16 protein-coding genes and 1 tRNA gene are annotated in these 20,982 nt (G+C 45.6%); 5 read left to right on the top strand and 12 right to left on the bottom strand.

Translation table 11 applies throughout. The annotated features are described in order from the left end of the window. Positions 1–265: 265 nt before the first annotated feature. From B5F83_RS10140 to hpt, 7 genes are all read right to left on the bottom strand, one after another. Positions 266–2,083, bottom strand: coding sequence for a UvrD-helicase domain-containing protein (locus B5F83_RS10140; RefSeq protein WP_158094216.1), 1,818 nt, complete (start codon positions 2,081–2,083; stop codon positions 266–268). 2 nt (positions 2,084–2,085) lie between these two features. Then, positions 2,086–4,005 carry an AAA family ATPase gene (locus tag B5F83_RS10135; RefSeq protein ID WP_087280555.1) on the bottom strand — a complete coding sequence of 640 codons (1,920 nt, stop codon included), beginning with the start codon at positions 4,003–4,005 and terminating at the stop codon, positions 2,086–2,088. A 4-nt stretch (positions 4,006–4,009) separates the two neighbouring features. Next, on the bottom strand, positions 4,010–4,618 hold the full coding sequence (locus B5F83_RS10130) for an RloB family protein (RefSeq protein ID WP_087280562.1): 609 nt from the start codon (positions 4,616–4,618) through the stop codon (positions 4,010–4,012). Between the two features lie 4 nt (positions 4,619–4,622). Beyond that, a complete protein-coding gene (locus B5F83_RS10125) occupies positions 4,623–5,921 on the bottom strand; it encodes an ATP-binding protein (protein ID WP_087280553.1) in 1,299 nt (432 codons plus the stop codon). A gap of 290 nt (positions 5,922–6,211) precedes the next feature. Next, positions 6,212–7,312: a site-specific integrase gene (locus tag B5F83_RS10120; protein WP_087280550.1), complete on the bottom strand. Its 1,101-nt coding sequence runs from the start codon at positions 7,310–7,312 to the stop codon at positions 6,212–6,214. Between the two features lie 767 nt (positions 7,313–8,079). Continuing rightward, a complete protein-coding gene (locus tag B5F83_RS10115) occupies positions 8,080–8,652 on the bottom strand; it encodes an adenylate kinase (RefSeq protein ID WP_087280547.1) in 573 nt (190 codons plus the stop codon). Positions 8,653–8,655: 3 nt separating this feature from the next. After that, a complete protein-coding gene (gene hpt / locus B5F83_RS10110; RefSeq protein WP_087280544.1) occupies positions 8,656–9,201 on the bottom strand; it encodes a hypoxanthine phosphoribosyltransferase in 546 nt (181 codons plus the stop codon). A 59-nt stretch (positions 9,202–9,260) separates the two neighbouring features. On the opposite strand from hpt, the gene ybaK reads away from it, so the two are divergent. From ybaK to B5F83_RS10095, 3 genes are all read left to right on the top strand, one after another. After that, entirely contained in the window at positions 9,261–9,734 is a 474-nt protein-coding gene (gene ybaK, locus B5F83_RS10105) for a Cys-tRNA(Pro) deacylase (RefSeq protein ID WP_087280540.1), read from the top strand. A 3-nt stretch (positions 9,735–9,737) separates the two neighbouring features. Continuing rightward, on the top strand, positions 9,738–10,172 hold the full coding sequence (locus B5F83_RS10100; RefSeq protein WP_087280537.1) for a very short patch repair endonuclease: 435 nt from the start codon (positions 9,738–9,740) through the stop codon (positions 10,170–10,172). A gap of 160 nt (positions 10,173–10,332) precedes the next feature. Further along, on the top strand, positions 10,333–12,165 hold the full coding sequence (locus B5F83_RS10095; protein ID WP_158094215.1) for a helix-hairpin-helix domain-containing protein: 1,833 nt from the start codon (positions 10,333–10,335) through the stop codon (positions 12,163–12,165). Between the two features lie 76 nt (positions 12,166–12,241). Here B5F83_RS10095 and B5F83_RS10090 read toward each other — a convergent pair whose 3' ends face one another. Genes B5F83_RS10090 through B5F83_RS10075 form a run of 4 tightly spaced genes read right to left on the bottom strand, consistent with a single transcriptional unit; the run spans position 12,242 to position 16,796 of the window. Then, a complete protein-coding gene (locus tag B5F83_RS10090; protein ID WP_087280532.1) occupies positions 12,242–14,041 on the bottom strand; it encodes a LysM peptidoglycan-binding domain-containing protein in 1,800 nt (599 codons plus the stop codon). Positions 14,042–14,060: 19 nt separating this feature from the next. Then, positions 14,061–15,065 (bottom strand): DUF5683 domain-containing protein, encoded by a 1,005-nt coding sequence (locus B5F83_RS10085; RefSeq protein WP_143822536.1) that lies wholly within the window; start codon positions 15,063–15,065, stop codon positions 14,061–14,063. Beyond that, positions 15,046–15,996 (bottom strand): ParB/RepB/Spo0J family partition protein, encoded by a 951-nt coding sequence (locus B5F83_RS10080; protein WP_087280526.1) that lies wholly within the window; start codon positions 15,994–15,996, stop codon positions 15,046–15,048. The genes B5F83_RS10085 and B5F83_RS10080 overlap by 20 nt, the downstream gene beginning before the upstream one ends. A 14-nt stretch (positions 15,997–16,010) precedes the next feature. Further along, complete coding sequence (locus tag B5F83_RS10075; RefSeq protein ID WP_087280522.1) at positions 16,011–16,796, bottom strand: AAA family ATPase; 786 nt, start codon at positions 16,794–16,796, stop codon at positions 16,011–16,013. Between the two features lie 115 nt (positions 16,797–16,911). Here B5F83_RS10075 and B5F83_RS10070 point away from each other — a divergent pair, with 115 nt between their 5' ends. Then, on the top strand, positions 16,912–17,850 hold the full coding sequence (locus B5F83_RS10070) for a diacylglycerol kinase family protein (protein ID WP_087280517.1): 939 nt from the start codon (positions 16,912–16,914) through the stop codon (positions 17,848–17,850). A 17-nt stretch (positions 17,851–17,867) separates the two neighbouring features. On the opposite strand, the gene priA is transcribed toward B5F83_RS10070, so the two are convergent. Further along, positions 17,868–20,219, bottom strand: coding sequence for a primosomal protein N' (gene priA, locus B5F83_RS10065; RefSeq protein ID WP_087280514.1), 2,352 nt, complete (start codon positions 20,217–20,219; stop codon positions 17,868–17,870). A 524-nt stretch (positions 20,220–20,743) separates the two neighbouring features. Between priA and B5F83_RS10060 the strand changes: the two genes are divergently transcribed. Beyond that, positions 20,744–20,816, top strand: a tRNA-Phe gene (locus tag B5F83_RS10060). Positions 20,817–20,982: the final 166 nt, after the last annotated feature.

The raw sequence follows: 20,982 nt of genomic DNA, 5'->3' as shown, positions 1-20,982 counted from the left end.
AATCCTCATTGGCAGGCATGCCTGCCAATGAGGTAACAGATAAATTGATATATTTGCAGAACTAAGAGGTCTGAAGGCTTACTCCGGACACACTGTTTGAAACACTACCCATGCCTGCCAATGAGGTAACAGATAAATTGATATATTTGCAGAACTAAGAGGTCTGAAGGCTTACTCCGGACACACTGTTTGAAACACTACCGGTTCTTCGTAAATTAATACGAAAATGAACAGAAATTTTTATCACTGATTCTTTTTAAAAACATTAATCAGTAAAGGCCAATTCTCCTTGCAGGTTAATATTACGAATATCTATGTCGATTCCATCAAGAGCTCTTTTAATTTTTTCATCTGTTATAGACTTTGGTACAGCTAATGCCAAAAATTGACTGGCTCTAGAACACGCCACATATATCATTCGCTGACTTTCAGTCATAACTTTAATTTCCTTATTAAGGAAATCGTTCAGCGAAATACTTTGTCCTCTGCTATCAGATGATAGGAACAAAAGTACCGCATCCAAGGTAGCTCCCTTTACTGCATGTATCGTATCTATGCTCTTGTGGTATTCACTATCTTTGTCGTTCGATTGATGATATTGTTCTACTGGTACATTAGCCATTTCTTTCATTCTATATCCTTTTTGTCTTTGATATGGAACAAAAACAGGTTTTTCTTTAAGCTCCCAATATTCTTTCAATAATGCGCAGGTCTGTTCTGACCATTCTTTGAAACTTAAAGAAAACGAAGGAATCTGTTTTATAAAACCAAATATCTTAGCATTCCAATCCACATTATGTTCAATTTCGTGTACAAACTCACGCCTTTTATCAGGATTATCACCAGCTAAAAGTTCAGCTAATACAAGTCTTACTTTTCTAAAAGCTGAATTCGTGTCACCTGAAGCAAAAGCAAAGACAGCATCTATTATTAAATAAGGCAGCGGTTTCTCAGTTTTCCAGTACTTGAAATCTATGTCTTTAACGCCAGATAGTTCCTTACATTTATCTGTTCCACGCGCTAATATAATCCTGCTGGACAAATCATTATCATCACAAATTTGATAGAAATTTCTAACAACATCCCTAATATTTCCATCATCATACTTATAGACAATAATAGGTATTCCTTTATCTTCCACTCCATGCGAAATAATAGCAGGAACAGCGATTGATTTAAGTTTGCTATACAAATCTATTATACGTTGATTAGAACGCCTGCATTCAGATAATGGCAATACGTTCCATTCTTCTTCTGACATCATGTTCTGCAGTAATTCAGGCTTGGCATTATTGAATCCATATATGGACTGGCAAATATCACCAACAAATTCAAGATTCTGCAAACCAGCTCTCTTTAACAGTTTGAAGAATTCAAAATGCAATTCAGAATTATCTTGCGCTTCATCTACTATGATATATGGGAAACGCGTTCCAAGTGCTTTGCCTATATTCTGATGATGTTGTAATATATCACATGCTATCCACAGCGCATCGCTACTTGTTATAAAGCCTTTCTCTAAGCGATATGTAAATGCCTCCTTACAATAAGCTATTTCATTTTTATTCGTTACAATATTGTGATTCCATTTAAATGAAGTTCTGTCTCTAGTTATCAAAGATGGATTCTTTCTATAAAATATCTTACTATAGGGGCGTAGTGCCATAACTGGATATTGTTGCCATATACCGTTTATCAAGATTTTGTTGTAATAAATTCGTTCTAATATTTCTTTCTCATTCACTACTATTGGTTTCTTTTTACACGCATCACATAGATACCAAAACGGAAGTACTACATACTGCATAATAAAACTATCAATAGTTAAAACCTCATTGGGAAATGTCAATCTTTCATGATGCATTTCTTGGTATTTATACTTTAATTCATCACAGGCTTTATTGGTAAATGACATACAGACAAACCCTGTATGGCTTCCATAATGCTCCTCACAAAAATGTGATACAGTCAAAAGTTTTTTGACAATACTTGTTGTCTTGCCACTACCAGGACATGCCGTGAGTATAGTATAACCACGTGCATCAATATATGCTTGCCGTTGAGGTGTTATATCGTAATTCATACTCATGGTATCAGATAATTTATTGCTTCTTGAATATAAGTTGGCAAAGTGAATTTTATATCACCACTTTCTTCATTTTTATCTAATAGAAACGAATTAAGAGTTTGAGCAAACTCAGCTTTACCAGGTAGGCATTTCCACATAAGCAGTGCAACATTCTGCTGCTCATCTTCATTCATATCTCTATCCTCAAGTCCTGACATGTAAAAATCCACCTTGTCCATACCGTTTGGATTCATTTGCTGAATCAATTCGTAGAGCCAAGTCTCTTTAGTCATTTCTTTATTAGCAAAAACATTTGCTTTACATATTTGATATTCAAGTGTCTTCTTTCCAGAGCATATCTTAATACCAGGTTGACGATTGGACATGGCTGTCATATTGTTAATACGACCATTCACTCTACCAGTATTGATTCCTTCTCTAAGAAGATGAAGTTTTGCATAATTGTTTTTCACCAACTCATTCAGATTATATTCTTTATCCTTTGACGCTGTAAATTGATCCTCGTCTGTTATAAATGCCGCTTTCATAGGTAAACGCTTTGTTGAGTCAGAAGAGTTAAACAACATCAAAAACTGATAAAAAGCTGTTCCGTCTGTATCTACTATTTCAATTTGATTCGCAATCAATGACTTATTTATTAGCTTAGAAAAAGTTTCAACTAATTGGCACTCTAATATACCTTCTATAAACAGACAGCCAGACGAAAATAATAATTGTGATCGAGTTACATCGAAATACCGGGATATCATTTTTCTATAGTCTACAACTTCTTCTTGCTGCAATAATCTACCACTAGCAGCATCACGGACAATATTTTCTGAGTGTCGTTCTTTGAAACAATTTCCGACATGAAAAGCGGTATTATCCTTCAACAAGATTATATTCTCCAATGGTATCCTTGATGTCAAAGTCGGAGAATGAGTCGTGATAAATGTTTGACTATTTTCATTTGTGTCTGCATCTTTAAGAAAGTTATATAGATTCACCTGTAATTGTGGGTGTAGATGGGCTTCTGGTTCTTCTATAAGCAATGCGTATATACTAACATTATCTTCTATATGACAATCCTTAATGTCACTTAATACTGATGCTATATAAATTATGTTATTATACCCAAGACTATTTTGAGACAGTACAAATCCTTTCTTGTCAGTAGCAGAATATGGCAAGAAAGGTTTGATAATATTAACGATATATTCAATTCTGCTCTGTTCTATGTGCAGTTCTACATTTTGAAGGCTTGAGCTGTTTATTTGGTTCAGATTATCGTTTATACCAGTTTGTGTTTCTATTACTTCAGGTCTCAGCAAAAGCTGCTCGTTTGCACTATCTACTATACCTTTTACGTCATTTTCTGAACCTGCCCTATCAATCTTTCTTTTAATAACCCTTCCTAACAAGTTGTTGCGTGAACTCATAAGGTCACGTGTACTGTCACGTAATGCACCCAGATAATAAGGATGAAAATAATGAAACGTATTCCAGTCTGCACGAAGACCATTCTCCTCTTTACCTGTTATGTATGAGGAATAGATCCTTCCATTCTTCTTCATCTCAAAACTTATATGAATCCTGGCAACTATAGTATCATCGTTTTTGGAAACCAAATACTGATAGAATGCACCTTCCTGTTGTGCCGATAATTCTTCAAATAGATAACATATATCTATTCTCGTAGAGTTTATTAATGTTTTAGTCCCATCTGGATTTTCTGTAATTTCAACATGGAAATCCTCTTTTGTTATTTCTATGTCTCGGTTCGGTTCTCCCCACGTATAAAACAACCTGATGGCATCCATCAAAGAAGTTTTTAATTGTCCGTTGGCTCCTATAATTACATTTAGTTTCTTATCGAATTTCACTAATAGTTCTTTGATACCTCGGAAGTTCTTTATATAAATCTTACTTAAATACATAAAGTTATATTATTTGATTATTCAATAACTCAAGTACATTATGAATCTCTGAATATGCCTTCAAATCTTCCGGTGATTCTTTACACAATTGACATAATTTTTCCGAATTTAACATCGCGCGTTCCAAATCTCCATTCTCTGTCAGGTATTTATAGAGGTTGGTACGTATGAAATATCGCTTTGTCTTTTCATATCCCGGCATGTATTTCTGCAATTCAGGAAGCAGTTGGTCGTAACTTTCATATCGCCGACAAACTACATTGGGTAGAAAGTGGAGCAAGAACCAAAATTCCGTACATGGATTCGTTTCTACAAACATCACTTTGCCAGCGTATTTCTTTGCGCTATACTTTTTCTTTGCTCGTTGATACAATTGCATTTCAGAAGGATATTGATACAGCCTGTCCATATCAAAAAGGCATACGATAAAGTCATATTGCTTGTTCAAGTAGGATTCTACCAATTTTAGAATATGATTGATGTCGCTATGCTGCGGAAAATCCGGAGCGACCTTGAAAGGATAACGACATGCCACCCTCAATGAATCAAAATAGAACCACTCGGTTTCTCCCTCGCCTATGATGGCGATGCTTTTTGTTACTGTCCGCCCCATATCATTAGTCATTTAGGTTAATGTATTGACTGCCAAGGAACGGAAGCTTAACTAATTTACCCTGTTTGTAAGCATTATACGGGGAAAGATTCTTGTGTAAGCCTAAAGATGAAAGACGTACTATTTTAGTCTCTCCATATTCGTCTTTATCCGTAAACCATATTGTGTCACGGCGAATGAATTCTTCGTTGAGAAGATTGATGTCGTGTGTTGTCAACAACATTTGGGATGTTCCTTCACTGTTCGCTAAAAATACTTTTATAAAATAAGCCAGCAGTTCATAGTGGATGCTTGTCTCGACTTCGTCAATAAGCACAAACCGGTTGGTCTTCAACAAGAAATTCAGAATTACTGCCATCCCCAAAAATCTCATCGTACCATTGGATTCATATTCTTCAGACAAATCGTATAGTTTGTCGCCAACCTTATGCTTGAATGTCAATTCTGCATTTGTGATTTTTCCTTTTCTAAGCATTTCAGCTTTTGCCTCATTATCAATAGGGGCATTTTGAATCAATTGCTCCAATTCAGGGGTAATCAATTCTTCCTCTTCATGCAATACGACATCTTCTATGTTAAAATCAGATGCTTTCAAGAAATTTAAAATGAACTTCTTCAAATCGCCTGTTTCATCTTTATCCAATCGTGATTTTACATATCCCGAAAGCAGTATACCGGGAGCCAATACATCTTTTACCTGTTTGGCAAAGTAATCGTACACATCGTTCAACCTGGTACGCTCCACATTACTTTTGCCAAATGCGGCAAGTACACTGCAATTATTGATCGTGTTGCCGGAAATCACATCCTGACTCTTCCGTGGCATTTTCAGATTTACGCCGAAATCTATTGTTGTGGAATCTGTAGTTGCATCATAACTACGACTGTACAATTTGGTAGGACGGATGGAATCGTAAACAACCAATGTCTCAGAATAGATATATTTTGCGTCCAATTCAAAAGTAAGGATATACTTCGACTTATTAATATAGAATACCATAGACATCTTCGTCCTTTCATTCCTTGATGTGTCATCCAGCATAAAAGGAACGACCCCGGTTTTCTCATTTCGGTCTTTGGGCATCCTAAGAACAAGCATTCTGAAAAATTCCACAGCATTCAAGATATTGGTTTTTCCGGAAGCATTTGCACCATAGATGATGCCCAATTTCAACAATCTTACCCCATCCTTAACTTCATACGAATATTCGTCAGACATAAAGTTATCTGATGAAGGTTCAAAGCTTATCTTTTGTGGAGACTTTATCGAGAAAAAATTTTCAATGGTGAATTCTGCTATCATATTCGTTGAATTTATCTGTCATATGATGCAAAGATAGGAATAAAAATCAATATATGAAATTATAGTATGTATTTTCGTAGTAAAATTACGTAATTTGAATACAAAATACAACTTCAGATATTTTTATAACAATAGAATAACGCAAATAAAAATGGAGATTGTATTATTCCTTCATGAAATTTTTCTCTTCATACTATTTTTTATGATTGAGAAATTTCATATCTTTGAAACCTAAAGTAACGTTCTTTCATTTATGCAAAATCTGGCAACTTGAAGAAGTCTACTCGTTTCTAAATCGTTACCTGTCTAAAAAATAGAGCTTGTAAGTTTCTTATTTTCAATGAATAAGAAAAGATGCAATGCCTAGCCAGGTGGAAGGTGACGTGCTTTGAAATGCCGGCTTTCTTGATTATGGTGCGGAGGCGAACATCTGCGTTGTTGACCTGGTCTGGCAGTTTGTAGAATATTCGGCTGCTGGCCGGCTGGCCACTTCTTTCGGGCAGCCATTTGAGGGCGTTGTCGGATAGTGGAATTGTAATGTCTTTGCCTGTTTTCTGCATCTGGGTTTCTATTTGAGCATAGCCTTCCGGGCTTAACGTTATTTCTTCCCAAGTCAATTTCTGTACATCGGAGTACCTTAGCCCGCTGAAGCAACAGAAGAGAAAGGCTGGCTTAATGTCGTTGTCAGGTTTGTATTCGGTGTTAATGATTTTCTGGATCTCATCAAGTGTGAGGTAGCATCGGCTTTTCTGCTCTGCGTGGGGCTTGAGTTTCCGGTCTATGTCTTTGCCTGGGTTTTTGACTATGATGCCGTCTCTTTCTGCTTTGTTGAGTGCCACCATTATTCTTGCGAACAGGGCTTCTTTATATACTTCGCTGAGTGGCTTTGGTTTGCGCTTCTTGTCTTTGCTTTCTTTGTCGAAGTCTCTGATGTCAGAGTTGAGGTGTTCTATGAACCCGATGAGGAACTCTTTGTTGATGTGGTTGAAAGTGATGTTCTTTCCCTTGTAGGCGACCATTCTCTTGATGGCACTTCGCATCAGTACGGCGCAGGAGGTTTGTCCGTTGGCTTCATATTCAGAAGCTAGATCTTCGCAGTAGGTCAAGAAACTGAGTTTCCTTGTCCTGTTCCGGTCCTTAAAGCCGAATTCCCCGTTCTGGATGTCTATTATGTATTGGGCTTTGATGGCGTTGGCAAGACAGAGCTGTTCTTTGTTCCACATCTTGTTGTCTCGGGAGGTGTCCGGACGAAGGTACAGGTTCAGGAACTTGTATTCCCTTATGCCGTTGACATAGCAGTCAAGGTAAATGGACTGGTTGCCATCCTTTAGCTGTTTGAACCGTATTTTTATAGGTTCTTTTATTGTCCCATCCTCAGCTTTATTGCTCATTTTCAATCATTTTTATCTGTGAACAAATATAGTAAATTGTAATGAAATGGACAATAGAGTAACAAAACTATTCTATTGCTTATTACGATTTATCACGGAATAGCAATTTTATATGCATATAAACAAGATTTCACATTTCCGAGTGAGTAACAAATGGGTAACAAAAATTGTCTAAAAATACGTTGAAAAGGGGGTGATATCCGTAAATGGCAAAAAAAGTAATCCACTGATAAGATACTTTATATCAGTGGATTATATTATATTTGGTTATGGATGGTTATCTAGGTAATTTTACATAGTCTATAAAATTCGAATCTGCCATAAATATTTGTCAATCAAATTTTTATTGGTTTCGCTGCAATCAATTGGGCCGGGCTGCAAACAAAACTTTCAGTTTGCGGTATCAGTCATTTGTGCCCACTACATCTCTGCAAAGATATGCATTCTTTCGATGCGGCAACGATGAAAGGTTGTAATTTCTCGATTTTCTCGATTTTGATGGGAATATTGTGTGTTTATCCGCAAATTCGTTCTTCGAAGATTGCCGTACCTTGCCATGCCCGATGTCTGTAGTGCCGGGAACGTATTGATTTGAGTTGTTTTGCAAGTGCCTGATGGAAAGGATTATATGAAATCAAAACTCGCTTTTAGGTGGTGCGAAAACATACCCAAAAGCGAGTTTAATTTTCTTAAGTAATTGATAATTGGATGTTTGTAGATATTTTGCTCGCTTCGGCCGTTTATCCCGTGCTGAAAGCAGTTTGCCGTCAGAGCCTGTCTATTATTCCGCAAAGTGTTCCGAATACCTCTTCGATGCTTCCGGTCCCGTTTACTTCATTGTATTTGCCGGTCGATTTGTAGTGGTTTATTACGGGTTCGGTCTTTTCGTGGTATGTCCTGACCCTGTTCCTTATTGTGGCTTCGTCGGCATCGTCGGCCCTGTTTTCGATTTCGGCACGTTTCTTTATCCTTCTGACCACTTCATCGTCGTCAATCATAAGGGACAGTACCGATGTGACTTCCGAGCCTCTTTCCTTCAGCATCCTGTCCAGCGCTACGGCCTGGGCCTCGGTTCTCGGAAAACCGTCGAGTAGGAAACCCTTGGCTGTCCTGTCGCTGTCGAGAACGTTCCTGATCATGCCTATGACTATCTCGTCGGGTACGAGATTCCCGTTGTCAGTCAGCGATTTGGCCATTTTTCCGAGTTCCGTTTCCTCAGCTATTTCCTTACGGAGCAAATCACCCGTGGATATGTGGCGGAGGGAGTATTTTTCTTTCATTTTTGCAGCCTGGGTGCCTTTTCCAGCCCCCGGAGGCCCGAATAAAATAAAATATTTCATGTTTCAGTCCTCATCAATAACGTATATTTCCCTTAATCCGCGGCCGAGCCCGTTGTAATCAAGCCCGAAGCCGACGATAAAATCATTCGGTATTTCCTTGGCGATGTAATCTATTGGGATGTCCTTGCCGTACGAACCAGGCTTGAACAGCAGGGTACAGATTCTGATTTCCGAAGCCCCTGCCTCCCTGAGGATGGAGTCTAATTTTACAATGGTGTTTCCTGTGTCCACAATATCTTCCACGACAATTACCTTGCGCCCTTTTACGTCGCAGGTGAGCCCCATTGCCGTCTGTACGCAGCCTGTGGATTTCGTTCCTGAATAGGATGAGAGCTTTATGGAGGCGAGCTCGCACTGGAAGTCCAGCCTTTGGATAAGCTCGGAGGTGAAGATGATGGAGCCGTTCAGAACGCAGAGCACTACCGGGATTTCGTCCGAGCCGCTGAAGTCCCTATTGATTTTTTCTGCAACCCTGTCTATTGCGGCCATGATTTCCTCGTGACCGAGGTAAGGCTTGAAACTTTTGTCCGAAATTTTGATATGTTCCATTGCAAATGCTTTTAAACTGCTAAAATAATCAATATTTTTGTGACGGAAGAAAAATTGACATGAAGATTAACAAAACAAATGCGGCCCGTTTGCTCGACAAGGCGGGAATCAAATACGAACTCATTCCATATCAGGTAGATGAGTCCGACCTTTCTGCCGTGCATGTAGCCTCGGTTCTCGGGGAGGATGTGAACCGGGTATACAAGACAATCGTTCTCCGCGGGGACAGGAACGGAATCTTCGTCTGTGTCATTCCCGGAGAGTCCGAAGTGGATTTGAAGAAAGCCGCCAGGGTCTCGGGCAATAAAAGTGCTTCTACTGTGCATGTAAAGGAACTCTTGGGACTTACCGGTTATATCCGCGGCGGCTGTTCTCCTGTAGGCATGAAGAAGCCATATCCGGTTTTCATTTCTTCCGGGGCGCTTTCATTCGACTATGTTTTTGTAAGTGCGGGTGTCAGGGGATTGCAGATGAAACTCGCTCCCGGCGATTTGATAGCCGTAACAGGAGCCGTTCCCGCCGATATAATATAGGGTATGGATATTTTCGATAAAGAAAAACGGTCTTCGGTCATGGCGCGTATCCGCGGCAAGGACACCAAGCCCGAACTGATTGTGCGCAGGTACCTGTATTCGAGAGGTTACAGGTATCTGAAAAATGTAAAACGGCTTCCAGGGACCCCGGACATAGTTTTAAGAAAATACGGCATAGTCATTTTCGTTCACGGCTGTTTCTGGCACGGGCATTCGATCGACAGCCATATCCCTCATTCCAATGTGGAGTTCTGGGAACGGAAAATAGGGCGCAACCGTGAGCGTGACGAGCGTAACAAGGCCGCCCTGAAGAAAATGGGCTGGAAAGTCATGACCATCTGGGAGTGCCAGTTAAAGCCCTCCGTCCGGAAAAGGACACTCCTTGAAATGGAATATCTTATAAACCATTCGTATCTGGAACGGTTCAGGAAGAAGTAGCGGCATCCCTCGGCGATGCAAGTGCAGATAAATTTGTTTGCATTCTTTCCGGCTTTTTCCTATTTTCGCATCCGCATGGTGTGGCCTGACGGATTAATTGTGCTGTATGGGTATGTGTTGCGGATTTCGGGCCGGAAGCCCGTTTGTACGGGCCGGTTTCATGGCTGTTCTGGCTGTTTTCTTTAATGTCGGGGCTTTCGCCCAATCTTATTTCTGGAATGATGCCGTTGCCGATTCGCTTTATGGCAGGCTTGCCGAAGAGGCCGGCATAGACGGCGCTGAAGCTGCGGATTATGTGGAAGAGATTATCGATGCGTACAGGAAGTTCCTGCATTCGCCGCTGGATTTGAACAGGGCTTCGCGATGTGAACTTGAGCGGGCCGGTTTTCTCGGACAATACCGGATTGCTTCGCTGCTGGATTACAGGGAGAGGTTCGGCGATGTGCTGTCCCTTACGGAGCTTTCCAATATTCCCGGTTTCGGGGAAAAATACGTTGCAGGCATAGCGGGATTCGTTTCCTTGGGGAATTTCGTCCCTGCCGGATATTCCTCCGCATACGGAGGCGGGTGGAGCCATGATATAATGTCGAGGGTGAAATACAGGGCGGCAGGAGGCGAAAGGCTTCCCAATCCATTGGACAGGATGCTGAAGTACAAGGCCTCTTCTGCGGCCGGACTGTCTTTCGGCATCGCGGCTGCTTCCTCGCCGGGAGACAAGTTTTTTCCTCCGGACAGGCTTTCCGCATTCGTCTCTTACGAGCCTAAGTCAAGGATATTCAAGAAAATAATCGTAGGCGACTATAATGCCCGTTTCGGCCAGGGAGGCCTGATGTGGAGCTCTTTCACCATGAATTCCTTGTCGTCCGGAACGGCTCTGATGAAGGTGGAGCCGGGCATTACCGGATATTGTACGGGAGGCGGCGGGGTGCGTTTGAGGGGAGCGGCCGTGGAGCTTGCCGCCGGTGACCTGTCCGTGTCGCTGATGGGGTCGTACAGGTATGATTACGTTAAAGGAAAACGGCAAAAGGCGCCTTTCCTTGCCGGGGCCAATCTCTCATATTGGTTCCCGAGACTGAAAATAGGACTGACAGGGCTGTGGCATGGAACGGATGATGCCGGAAAAATAGAGGATGAAGGTTACGGGATTTCGGCCGACATGCGTTTTCAGGCCGGAGCGGTGTCATTATATGCCGAGGTCGCGTATGAAGGGAGCGCGGGCGTATGGGCCGGGGCGGAGATTCCGGTGGGGGAGAGGTGGAACTGTTCCGTGACGGGAAGGTTCGTGCCGGACGGATTTTCGGGAAAATATTCTTCGCCGTTTTCGACGGATTCGGGAGCGGAAAACGAGTGTGCGCTTTCGGCTTCTTTCCGCAGGCGTGCCGGAATGTCCCCGGATCTGATTCTGGCGGCGGATATGGCGTATTTTCCTGAAACAAAGAAAATAGGGCCCGGGGTGGATTTTCAGTTCAAGGGGCGCGGGGAATGGAGGAAAGGGCCGTGGAAAACAGTCGGTTCGCTGACCGTGAGAGGCACGTATGACATTTCCTCTTCCCTTCGCGGGGAATGGTATGCGGGATTGCCTAAGGAAGTGAACGGAAACGGTTTCGGTGTGAACGTGAGGGCCGATGTGTCATTGTATTCCGGCCTTTCCGGGCAGGCTCCCGCATTCGGCTGGGGCAGGTCTGTTTCGGCGGAAGGGAGTTACCGGGTGGCGGGACGGTTCGTATCGATGCTTGCCGTTTACGGCAGGCTGGCCATTTTCCATTGCGACCGATGGAGCGACAGGATATATTGTTATGAACGTGATTTGTACGGTTCCATGTCCGTCCCGGCCTTTTACGGAAGGGGCATGTCCGCCTATCTCATGGCTGTTTACCGCCCGTGGCGTTGGCTGAAACTGTCTTTCAAGGCCGGGACTTCATGGTATTGCAGACACGAAAAGGAAAAGTACTGCATCGTCGATTTGAAATTCCAGTGTGAACTCTCGTTTTAAAGAGAGCTCGGAGCAGGATTCATGATAAAGTCCAAGTCAAGGCGTATTGCGTGACGGCCGGGCGTGATAACTGCGCTCAGGCTTTCTTTATCTTGATTTTCATTCCCGGATAAATCTTCGTGTTGCTTCCCATGTCGTTGAGGGACATGATGCCCTTGGCCGTGGTGCCCGGGAATTTTTTCGCTATGTCCCAGAAATTGTCTCCGCTCTGGACGGTATAGACTATGTAGCCGTTTTCGACATGGCCCGCACTGCCTGCGGATGAAGGGCTTCCGCCGGTGTATATCGTAAGTTTCTGGCCTACACGTATCCTGTCGGATTTAAGGCCGTTCCAGCTTTTGATCGATGCCACTGAAACTCCGTAGTTTATGGCAATCTTGCCAAGGACGTCCCCGCTCTTGACGGTGTAGGTTATTTTTTCACCGGTTCCGCTGGAGGAGGCTGCGGATGATGAAGCGCTCGCTGCCGGGCCGTTGCCTCCGCGGTAGATTATAAGTCGCTGGCCTATGCGTATCCTGTCGGATTTGAGTCCGTTCCATCTCTTGATTTTGGCGACGGAAGTCCCGTAGCGGATGGCTATTTTCCCGAGGACATCCCCGCTCTTGACACGGTAGACAATCCTTTCACCGTCCCCTCCGTCCTTGATTTTCTTGAGTTCTACAGGATTGAAATATTTTTCTGCCTGATAGTCGTATACTTCCTTTTCATGGTCTATGAATGCGTTCGTATAATTGTACGGAAGGCGCAGGATATATTCGGCTTCGTTCCCCGGGATGATATTGTGGACGTATTGCGGATTGAGGTCTTTGAGTTCCTGCAAAGTAGCCCCGGTAAGCGCACTTACCTGTTCGAGGTGCAGCATCTTATGCACGTGTATAGTGTCCACGTGCGGCGGCAGGGCGACAGGCTCCGGCTGGAGGTTGTGCTCCTTATAGTATTTCAAGGTGTACAGTGCGGCTACGAAGGCCGGCACATAGCCCCTTGTTTCGCGAGGAAGATAATAGTATATCTCCCAGAAATCCTTCGAATTGCCGCTGCGGCGGATGGCCTTGTTGACATTTCCCACCCCGCAGTTGTACGATGCTATCGCAAGGGCCCAGTCTCCGAAGATTTCATACGAGTCGCTCAGATATTGGGCGGCAGCGTACGTGGACTTCACAGGGTCAAGCCTTTCATCGACGAATGAATTGATTGTCAGTCCGTAATGCCTTGCTGTCGGATAGATGAACTGCCACATTCCCTTTGCGCTTGCGCGGGATACCGCCGTAGGATTCAGTGCCGATTCGATGATGGCCATGGCCTTGAGCTCCTGTGGAAGCCCGTATGCGATGAAGACTTCTTCGAAAATCGGCATGTAATAGGAGGCGAGGCCGAGTATCTTGCCTACGGCCTGTGGCATCTTTTCCGTATATTGGATTATGTAGTTCTTGACGACGGAATTGTACGGGAGCGAAATGAACGAGTTCATCTCTTCGAGCCTGCGGATGTATACGGAGTCCGGTATGTCCGAGGTGTATCTGGCCTCTTCGAGATTCGTGGCCGGGTCGTAATCGTTGAGCCTGCGCTGCATGTAGTAGATGCTGAGCAGCGAATCCATGGAGGCGGTACTGTCCCTGATAATCAGATCGTCCCCGATTTCTTCTTCGTATTGGCTGAAAATCACGTCTGCGATACTGTCGTTGGCCCTTGTCATTTCGGCGAGTTCCCCCAGCCATACGGTAAGCGAGTCTATGGCCGTCCGGAGGGAATCGTTTTCGATGATGAGCTCCCTCCTCGTTTTCCTCTTTACCGGTGTTTTCGAGTATGCTTCCAGTATGTCCGAGCCGAATAAAACGATAAGTGCCGCTGTAATTATGAATTTCAGTTTTACGTTCATTGTTATTGTACAGTCTTGATTAAAAATTAACTCCTATTTTGAGCCCTACCGCGCTGTCCATGCCGATTCCCGTCCCCGTAGATGCGAAATCGATGTTCAGGGGAGAGATTATCGCAGGTTCGAGGCGCAGGGCAAGGTCGTCCGAAACCTCGAAATCGGCCATATATGAGAACACGTTGGCGTCTATTATCTGGAGTATGTATACGAGAATCGTGGACACTACGGCTATGTCCCGGCTCCGCCTGAACGAATCCCTGTAGTAGAGGGCGGTCTCGGCTCCTATCGGGCCGTCGTACGGGATGTCCGGGTTTGTGGCCTCGTTGTGTATCCTTTTGTATCTCTGGTACTGTTTGTTGTAAAATGTCCAGAAGTAGATGCCGGCGGTCAGGCCTCCGGTATAGATGGGTATTTTCCAGTATTCCCCGTTGTAAGCCTGTCCGGCTCCCGGAAAGAGTATCGAATATATCGTAGCCTTTCCGGCCGCTTTGTCCGTCTTTATCTTGTAGCTTATGTTCACGTCTAAAAGCTGGGCCCAGTATATGAGGCCGGCGCCGACGAAGCAGGCCGTGCTGATGTTTTTGTATCTTTTGTCCGGAACGGCGCCTTCGATGCCTGCCGCTGCCGCCACTGATGATTTGTAGAGATTGTTGTAGTGTACGCCAAGGCCTATGGTCGTGCCCAGACCTGCATAGATTACCGGTATTTTCCAATAATCCCTGTTGTATACCTGTCCGAGTCCGGGAACTACCATGCTTGCCCCGAATGCATAGCCTATGGCCATGGTATCCTTGTGTGCAAGGCCTCGGAAAAGCCGTTTGAAACTGAAGACCTGTTCGGTCGTCGTGTCCGTCCGCGCCTTCTGGTTATTGACGGTCCTCCCCGAAGAACTCCCCATCCCGTAACCGCTTCCGGTCTGGAACTGGGCGAATGATTCTCCGGTGAATGACAGTAGCAATGCCAGGGACAATATGGCGCATTTGTATACGGACTTCATCTGTTTTGTCTCAAATATCTTTGTCTTCAAGTGCTTTCAGGAATCTTTCCACCTCGCTGTCTGATTCGAAGTGGACAGTCATCATTCCCTTTCCGTTTTCGTTGCGTTTGAGACTTATGCGGTTGTCGAAAAATTTTCCTATCCTGTCGAGGATTCTCATATAAGGTTCCGGCAGTTCCGGGGCGGAGGAGGATTTCCTGCCGTCGGTCCTTTCCTGCTGGAGCTTCCTCACCTTGTTTTCAAGCTGCCTTACCGACAAATCCGATGTCACGGTCTCTTCGCACAATTTGTCCTGAAGGTTTTCGTCTTCTATTCCGAGCAGGACCTTGGCATGCCCTACAGATATCTTGCCAATCTTCAATGCATGTTGCGCTGAAGCGGAAAGTTTCAGCAGTCTGAGGTAGTTCGTTACCGAAGCCCTTTTCTTTCCGACCCTTTCCGCCATCTCTTCCTGTGTCAGGCGGCACTCTTCGATGAGCCTTCTGAAACTTAGGGCTATCTCGATAGGGTCGAGGTTCTCCCTCTGGAGATTCTCCACGATAGCCATTTCAAGCATGCCGACATCGTCGGTTTCCCTGATGTAGGCGGGGATGCTTGCGATTCCGGCCATACGGCAGGCGCGATAACGGCGTTCTCCGCTGATTATCTGGTATTTGGTCGGGGTTATCCGTCTTACGGTGATAGGCTGTATCAGCCCGAGGGTCCTTATCGAGTCGGCAAGTTCGGAAAGCGCTTCCTCATCGAATTCTTTCCTCGGCTGGAACGGGTTGGGTTCGATCTGGCTGACCGGTATTTCGCTGATTCGCGATGATTCGGCTTTTGTTTCGGTTTTGTCGGAGCTGTTGCCGCCTTCATTGAAATGCGGCTTTTCCGACACGTATCTGACTTCCTGCCCTATACCGTCGAATTCATTCCCCAAAAGGGCTCCGAGTCCTTTTCCTAATGCTGGTTTCTTTGCCATCTCAGTCCTCCTGTCTATGCCTTTTTCGTGTCAGCGGCGTTGTGGCTGATAACTTCTTTCGCAAGATTAAGGTAGTTGTTGGTTCCCGAGCAGATAGCATCGTAAAGTATTACGGGTTTGCCGTGGGAAGGGGCTTCGCTCAGCCTTATGTTCCTTTGTATGGAAGTTTCGAATACGGCCTTGCCGAAGTGTGCCCGGACTTCCTCCACTACCTGGTTGTGTACCCTTAGCCTGCTGTCGTACAATGTGAAAAGGAAGCCTTCTATCGTCAGTAAAGGGTTGAGCCTTGCCTGTACCAGCTTTATGGTATTGAGCAGTTTTCCCAGACCTTCAAGCGCGAAGTATTCCGGCTGTACCGGGATGATTACGGAGTCGGCCGCCGTCAGTGAGTTTACCGTGATGAGGCCGAGGGACGGGGAGCAGTCTATGATAATGTAGTCGTAGTTGTCCTTTATCCTGTCCAAGGCCTTTTTCAGCATCTTTTCCCTGTCTTCGAATTGGATCATTTCGAGTTCGGCGCCGACGAGGTTTATGTGGGAGGGTATCATGTGGAGGTTCGGCAATTCGGTCTGCAACAGTGTGTCAGCCGCATCGAGCTGGCCTATCAGGACTTCGTACAGAGTGCGTTTCCTGTTCGAATCCGGCGAAAAATTGAGGCCGGACGTGGTGTTCGCCTGCGGATCCGCATCTATGATGAGGACTTTCCTGTCGAGTACGGCCAGCGATGCCGCCAGATTGATGGCGGTAGTCGTTTTGCCTACTCCTCCTTTTTGATTGGCTATTGCAATTGTTTTTCCCATTTTCGTTAAAAAATAAACCTTCCCAAACGGGGCAAAATTACAAAATCTTTTTTGAAAATTTCAAGCGGCTTCTTACTTTTGTCGTTCCTTTTTGAGGATATGAAATTTTTATTGAATGGAATCGATAGGTAATGACCGCTGGTTTGTAGTTTTTAATCCCCTGGCAGGGAGCAGCAGGGCGTCCCATTTGTGGAAGGAAATCGAGGAGACGTTGAAAGGGAACGGGGTGGACTATGAGCCTTTTTTGATAGAGGAAAATGTTTATGCCGCTGATTTCGTGTCCGAAGCGGTCCGTAAAGGTTACAGGCGTTTCGTGGCTGTCGGCGGCGACGGCACTTTGAACCAGGTTCTCTGCGGCATAATGTCGGCAGGGCCTGTGGAAGGGCGGATTACCCTTGCCGTGATACCGGTCGGTTCCGGAAACGACTGGATCAAGCTCTACGGTATTCCCAAGGACCATCGTGAGGCGGCCGCTTTGGTGGCGGGAGGAAGGAAAATCCCCCAGGACGTGGGGCGCGCGTATTTTCCGTCTTCGGGAAAAACCTTCTATATGATGAATGTGGGCGGTGTCGGACTGGACGCATACGTATGCGAATGTGTCAACAGGATGAAATCCGAGGGGAAACGCGGCAAAAGAATCTATGTGGAGGGGCTCGTACGCGCGTTTTTCTCATACAGGAGCCGTAATGCGAAGGTGTCCTGCGACGGTGTGAAGACGTATGAAGGAAAACTCCTGTCTGTTTCGGTCGGGAACGGAAGGTATACCGGCGGCGGCATGTTGCAGACCCCTCATGCCGTTCCGGACGACGGTCTTTTCGATGTAAGCATCATAAGGCATATTCCGTTTGTAAAATTGCTGACGAAAATAAAGAAGCTTTTCAACGGTTCGCTTCCTGACGACCCCTATGTGATATCGCGGAGGTGCCGTTCTGTGACTGTCGAGGCTTCGCCGGTCTCTTTGGTGGAGATGGACGGCGAGGTTTTCGGGACTACCGGTGTGACTTTCGAGATTGTCCCACTTGCGATAGATGTGATTGTCCCGCAGGAATCATAGCGGGAATCTCCTGGGAATCATAGCGGGTCGACATTGAAATAGTACTCTGCCCCGCTTTCGTTTTTAAGGAGCCTGTCGGCGGTATCCCATATTTTCCGTTTCGATTCCGACAGTTTTCTGTCCCGTTTCAGCCTTATGCGGATGATGAGGATGTGTTTTCCGGATATCATGTTTATCTGGGGTTCTACCGGGATTCCGATATGACCCGGGATGTCCTGCGATAATGCCTCGTAAAGTTTTCCGGCGGATTCTTTCAGCCTTGCCTTGTCGCGGGAGCGCATTACGATTTCGACCATCCGTGTGAACGGCGGATAATCGAAGGTCTCCCTTTCCTTCATCCCTTCTTCGGGCCTTGTGTGCAGAAGCAGGCGGCTGTATACGGGATGCCCGGGCTGTTCTGTCTGGATGACGAATGTCCCGTCGTTTTCCCTCCTTGCGCACCTTCCCTTGAGCTGCATCAGCAGTTGCAGTGCGTTTTCGTCCGCCCTGAAGTCCTGGAGCCCGATCAGCGAGTCCGCATTCAGGATTGCCACAAGGGAAACGTTTCCGAAATCGAAACCTTTCGCTATTATCTGTGTTCCGACCAGTATGTCTGTCTTCCCTTCGGAAAAATCCTTAAGTATCATTTTTTCCTGTGCCGGGTTTCGTGCCGTATCGGAATCAAGGCGGGCCGTTTTCGCTGACGGGAAGAGCCTGTTTATCTCTTCCTCAATCTTTTCGGTTCCGGCTCCCCGCCCTTCGAGCGTTCCTCCGCATTTGGGGCAGATTCCGGTATAACCGAAGCGGCTGCCGCAGTAGTGGCATTCGAGGTATCCTTCTTCCTTGTGATAACTCAGATAAGCGTTGCAGTGGGGGCATTTCGGCATTTCTCCGCACTCGCGGCATTGGAGCACCGGTGAGTAGGCCCTCCTTGCGCGGAACAGCATTATCTGTCCGTTGCGGTTGAGGGTGTCCTGCATCATCCCGATGAGTTTTTTGGATATCGGGCCGTCCATTCCGCGCTTGCGCCTTTCCGCTATGGTGTCGATGAGCACGGTGGATATTTTCCCTCCCTTATGGTATTTTTCATCTATGGAAACTTCGGCGAGTTTGCCCGCAAGTACGTTGTAGATGCTTTCGTACGAGGGTGTGGCCGAGCCGAGCAGCAGCGGGGCTCCTGTTATGGATGACAGGAACATGGCGGTGTCGCGGCCGTTGTATCTCGGGGCGGGCTCCGTCTGCTTGTAAGAACTGTCGTTTTCTTCGTCCACTATGATGCAGCCTATGTTCGGGCAGGGCAGGAACAGGGCCGAGCGTGTCCCGAGCACGAAGAGGTTCTCCCCGTTGCGCAGCCTTGCGGATATCCCGTCCCTTTTTACCGGTGTTTCTTTCGAATGGTATACCACTGTCCTGTCTCCGAAGAATGACCTCATCCGCTCTTCCAGTTGGCGGCTTAATGAGATTTCCGGCACTAACATCAGGACACTCTTGCCGTTTCTCAGGATGTCGGCCGCGATGCTTGCGTAGATTTCCGTTTTCCCGGAGCCGGCGACTCCTTTGAGGAGCACTCTTTTGCCTTTGGAAAAATTTTCAAGTATTTCGGCCTTTGCCTTTTCCTGGGCTTCGCTCAGGACCGGGGACTTCCATTGCCGTCCTTTTTCCGTCAGGGGGCCTTCCGTGCACGTTCCCCCGTTTCCGCAGTTTTCCTCGCCGGACATTCCTTCGGCCGGTTCATCCCATGGCTTTCTTGAAGAAATTATTTTTTCGGCGATTTTCAGGCCGAGCGTCTCTATGCAGGCCTTGTCCGGGCGTTTCGCGGCCGTTTCCGGTGTCAGGGGGAACGTGCCTTTTTCGATGTATTTTTTTAAAATCCTGCTCGTGCGGTAAAAGCCGTCCCTGAGCGAATTTTCGGTCAGTCCTTTTTTCGCTGCTCCTGGTTTTGCCAGTTCTTTGGCGATTCTTTCTTCGATTCTCGAAAATTCCCTGTCCAGTTTTTCTGCTGTTTCACGGGCGAGTTTCAGTATCCGCCGCTCTGCCGCCTCTTTGTCCGACAGCCGTTTTCCCTCTCTGGCGACTTTCCTTTCGGGGTAGGCGCATTTGAAGACCTCTCCGATGGTACACATGTAGTATTCGGCGACTTGTTTCCAGAGCCGTATTTCCCTAAGGCTTACCGGAGGAAGGCGTTCCACGGAGCTTATTTCCCTGATGCGGCTGTCCGGAATGTCGGCTTCGTCTACGGTTTCCGCGATTACTCCGGTATATGTCTTTGCTCCGAATCTGACGGAAACCCAGTCGCCAGGCCCTGCGACGACACCTTCCGGTAGGGCGTATGTCACTGTCCCCCGGAATTTTACCGGTATTATTACCTTTATGTATCTTCTGCCGTCCATCAGTCTTCGTCGTCTTTGTCTTCGCTGTTCTCGTCCTCGTCTTCGTCAATCATTGTCGCTGTAAGTCTTTTCCCGCTCTCAGAAGCTGTTTAAAATTTTTTCAAAAGTTCTTTGTGACACCATTCCGGCATCTTTCCGCCATTTTTATCGAAAAATAGCGCTGCTATTCTCCTCAAAAAACGGCAAAAATCTGCACGGAAACATGTCTCAAATTTTCTGAGAAAAAATTTTAAATAGCTTCTCAGTCTTTTTCCGCTGTCTTGCCGTGTTCCCTGTCGTTTTCCTTATTGGATGTTTTTCCGGTGCATGTCCGAAGTCGCGGAATATTTTGCGAAAATAGCCATAATCGGGCTTATGGCAAAAAATTCCCTGTTTTGTTTTAGGTTTCTCGGGTTTATGCTAAAAAAATTTTGCATATAAAAAAAATCGCCCTATATTTGCACTCCGTTTCGGAAAATTGCTGTCGTGGGATTTGTTCCGGATGTTTTTGCGGCGGTTTCCGTTCCGGAAAATGAAATGTTGAAGGTGCCATAGCTCAGTTGGTAGAGCAAAGGACTGAAAATCCTTGTGTCCCCGGTTCGATTCCTGGTGGCACCACAGTGAAAGTCAGAGAGTTGCAGAGTTGCGGCTCTCTTTTTTGTTGTGCAAAAAGGTGGTCTAGTTGACAAAAAGTAGGATAAAATCCCTGCAATATGTTGATTTTAATATATTTGCAGAGATTATTATTGATATGGCAAAAAAAATGCTTTTTTTGTGGGTCGTC

The sequence above is a fragment of the Muribaculum sp. An289 genome, assembly GCF_002159555.1.
Taxonomy (GTDB): Bacteria; Bacteroidota; Bacteroidia; order Bacteroidales; family UBA932; genus Merdivivens; species Merdivivens faecigallinarum.
This window is presented reverse-complemented; position numbering and strand designations above follow the sequence as displayed.

Excerpts from the sequence above, each read along its gene's own strand:
- B5F83_RS10140 (WP_158094216.1), bottom strand. The coding sequence starts at position 2,083 with ATGAATTACGATATAACACCTCAACGGCAAGCATATATTGATGCACGT.
- B5F83_RS10135 (WP_087280555.1), bottom strand. The coding sequence starts at position 4,005 with ATGTATTTAAGTAAGATTTATATAAAGAACTTCCGAGGTATCAAAGAA.
- B5F83_RS10130 (WP_087280562.1), bottom strand. The coding sequence starts at position 4,618 with ATGGGGCGGACAGTAACAAAAAGCATCGCCATCATAGGCGAGGGAGAA.
- B5F83_RS10125 (WP_087280553.1), bottom strand. The coding sequence starts at position 5,921 with ATGATAGCAGAATTCACCATTGAAAATTTTTTCTCGATAAAGTCTCCA.
- B5F83_RS10120 (WP_087280550.1), bottom strand. The coding sequence starts at position 7,312 with ATGAGCAATAAAGCTGAGGATGGGACAATAAAAGAACCTATAAAAATA.
- B5F83_RS10115 (WP_087280547.1), bottom strand. The coding sequence starts at position 8,652 with ATGAAATATTTTATTTTATTCGGGCCTCCGGGGGCTGGAAAAGGCACC.
- hpt (WP_087280544.1), bottom strand. The coding sequence starts at position 9,201 with ATGGAACATATCAAAATTTCGGACAAAAGTTTCAAGCCTTACCTCGGT.
- ybaK (WP_087280540.1), top strand. The coding sequence starts at position 9,261 with ATGAAGATTAACAAAACAAATGCGGCCCGTTTGCTCGACAAGGCGGGA.
- B5F83_RS10100 (WP_087280537.1), top strand. The coding sequence starts at position 9,738 with ATGGATATTTTCGATAAAGAAAAACGGTCTTCGGTCATGGCGCGTATC.
- B5F83_RS10095 (WP_158094215.1), top strand. The coding sequence starts at position 10,333 with ATGGCTGTTCTGGCTGTTTTCTTTAATGTCGGGGCTTTCGCCCAATCT.
- B5F83_RS10090 (WP_087280532.1), bottom strand. The coding sequence starts at position 14,041 with ATGAACGTAAAACTGAAATTCATAATTACAGCGGCACTTATCGTTTTA.
- B5F83_RS10080 (WP_087280526.1), bottom strand. The coding sequence starts at position 15,996 with ATGGCAAAGAAACCAGCATTAGGAAAAGGACTCGGAGCCCTTTTGGGG.
- B5F83_RS10075 (WP_087280522.1), bottom strand. The coding sequence starts at position 16,796 with ATGGGAAAAACAATTGCAATAGCCAATCAAAAAGGAGGAGTAGGCAAA.
- B5F83_RS10070 (WP_087280517.1), top strand. The coding sequence starts at position 16,912 with ATGGAATCGATAGGTAATGACCGCTGGTTTGTAGTTTTTAATCCCCTG.
- priA (WP_087280514.1), bottom strand. The coding sequence starts at position 20,219 with ATGGACGGCAGAAGATACATAAAGGTAATAATACCGGTAAAATTCCGG.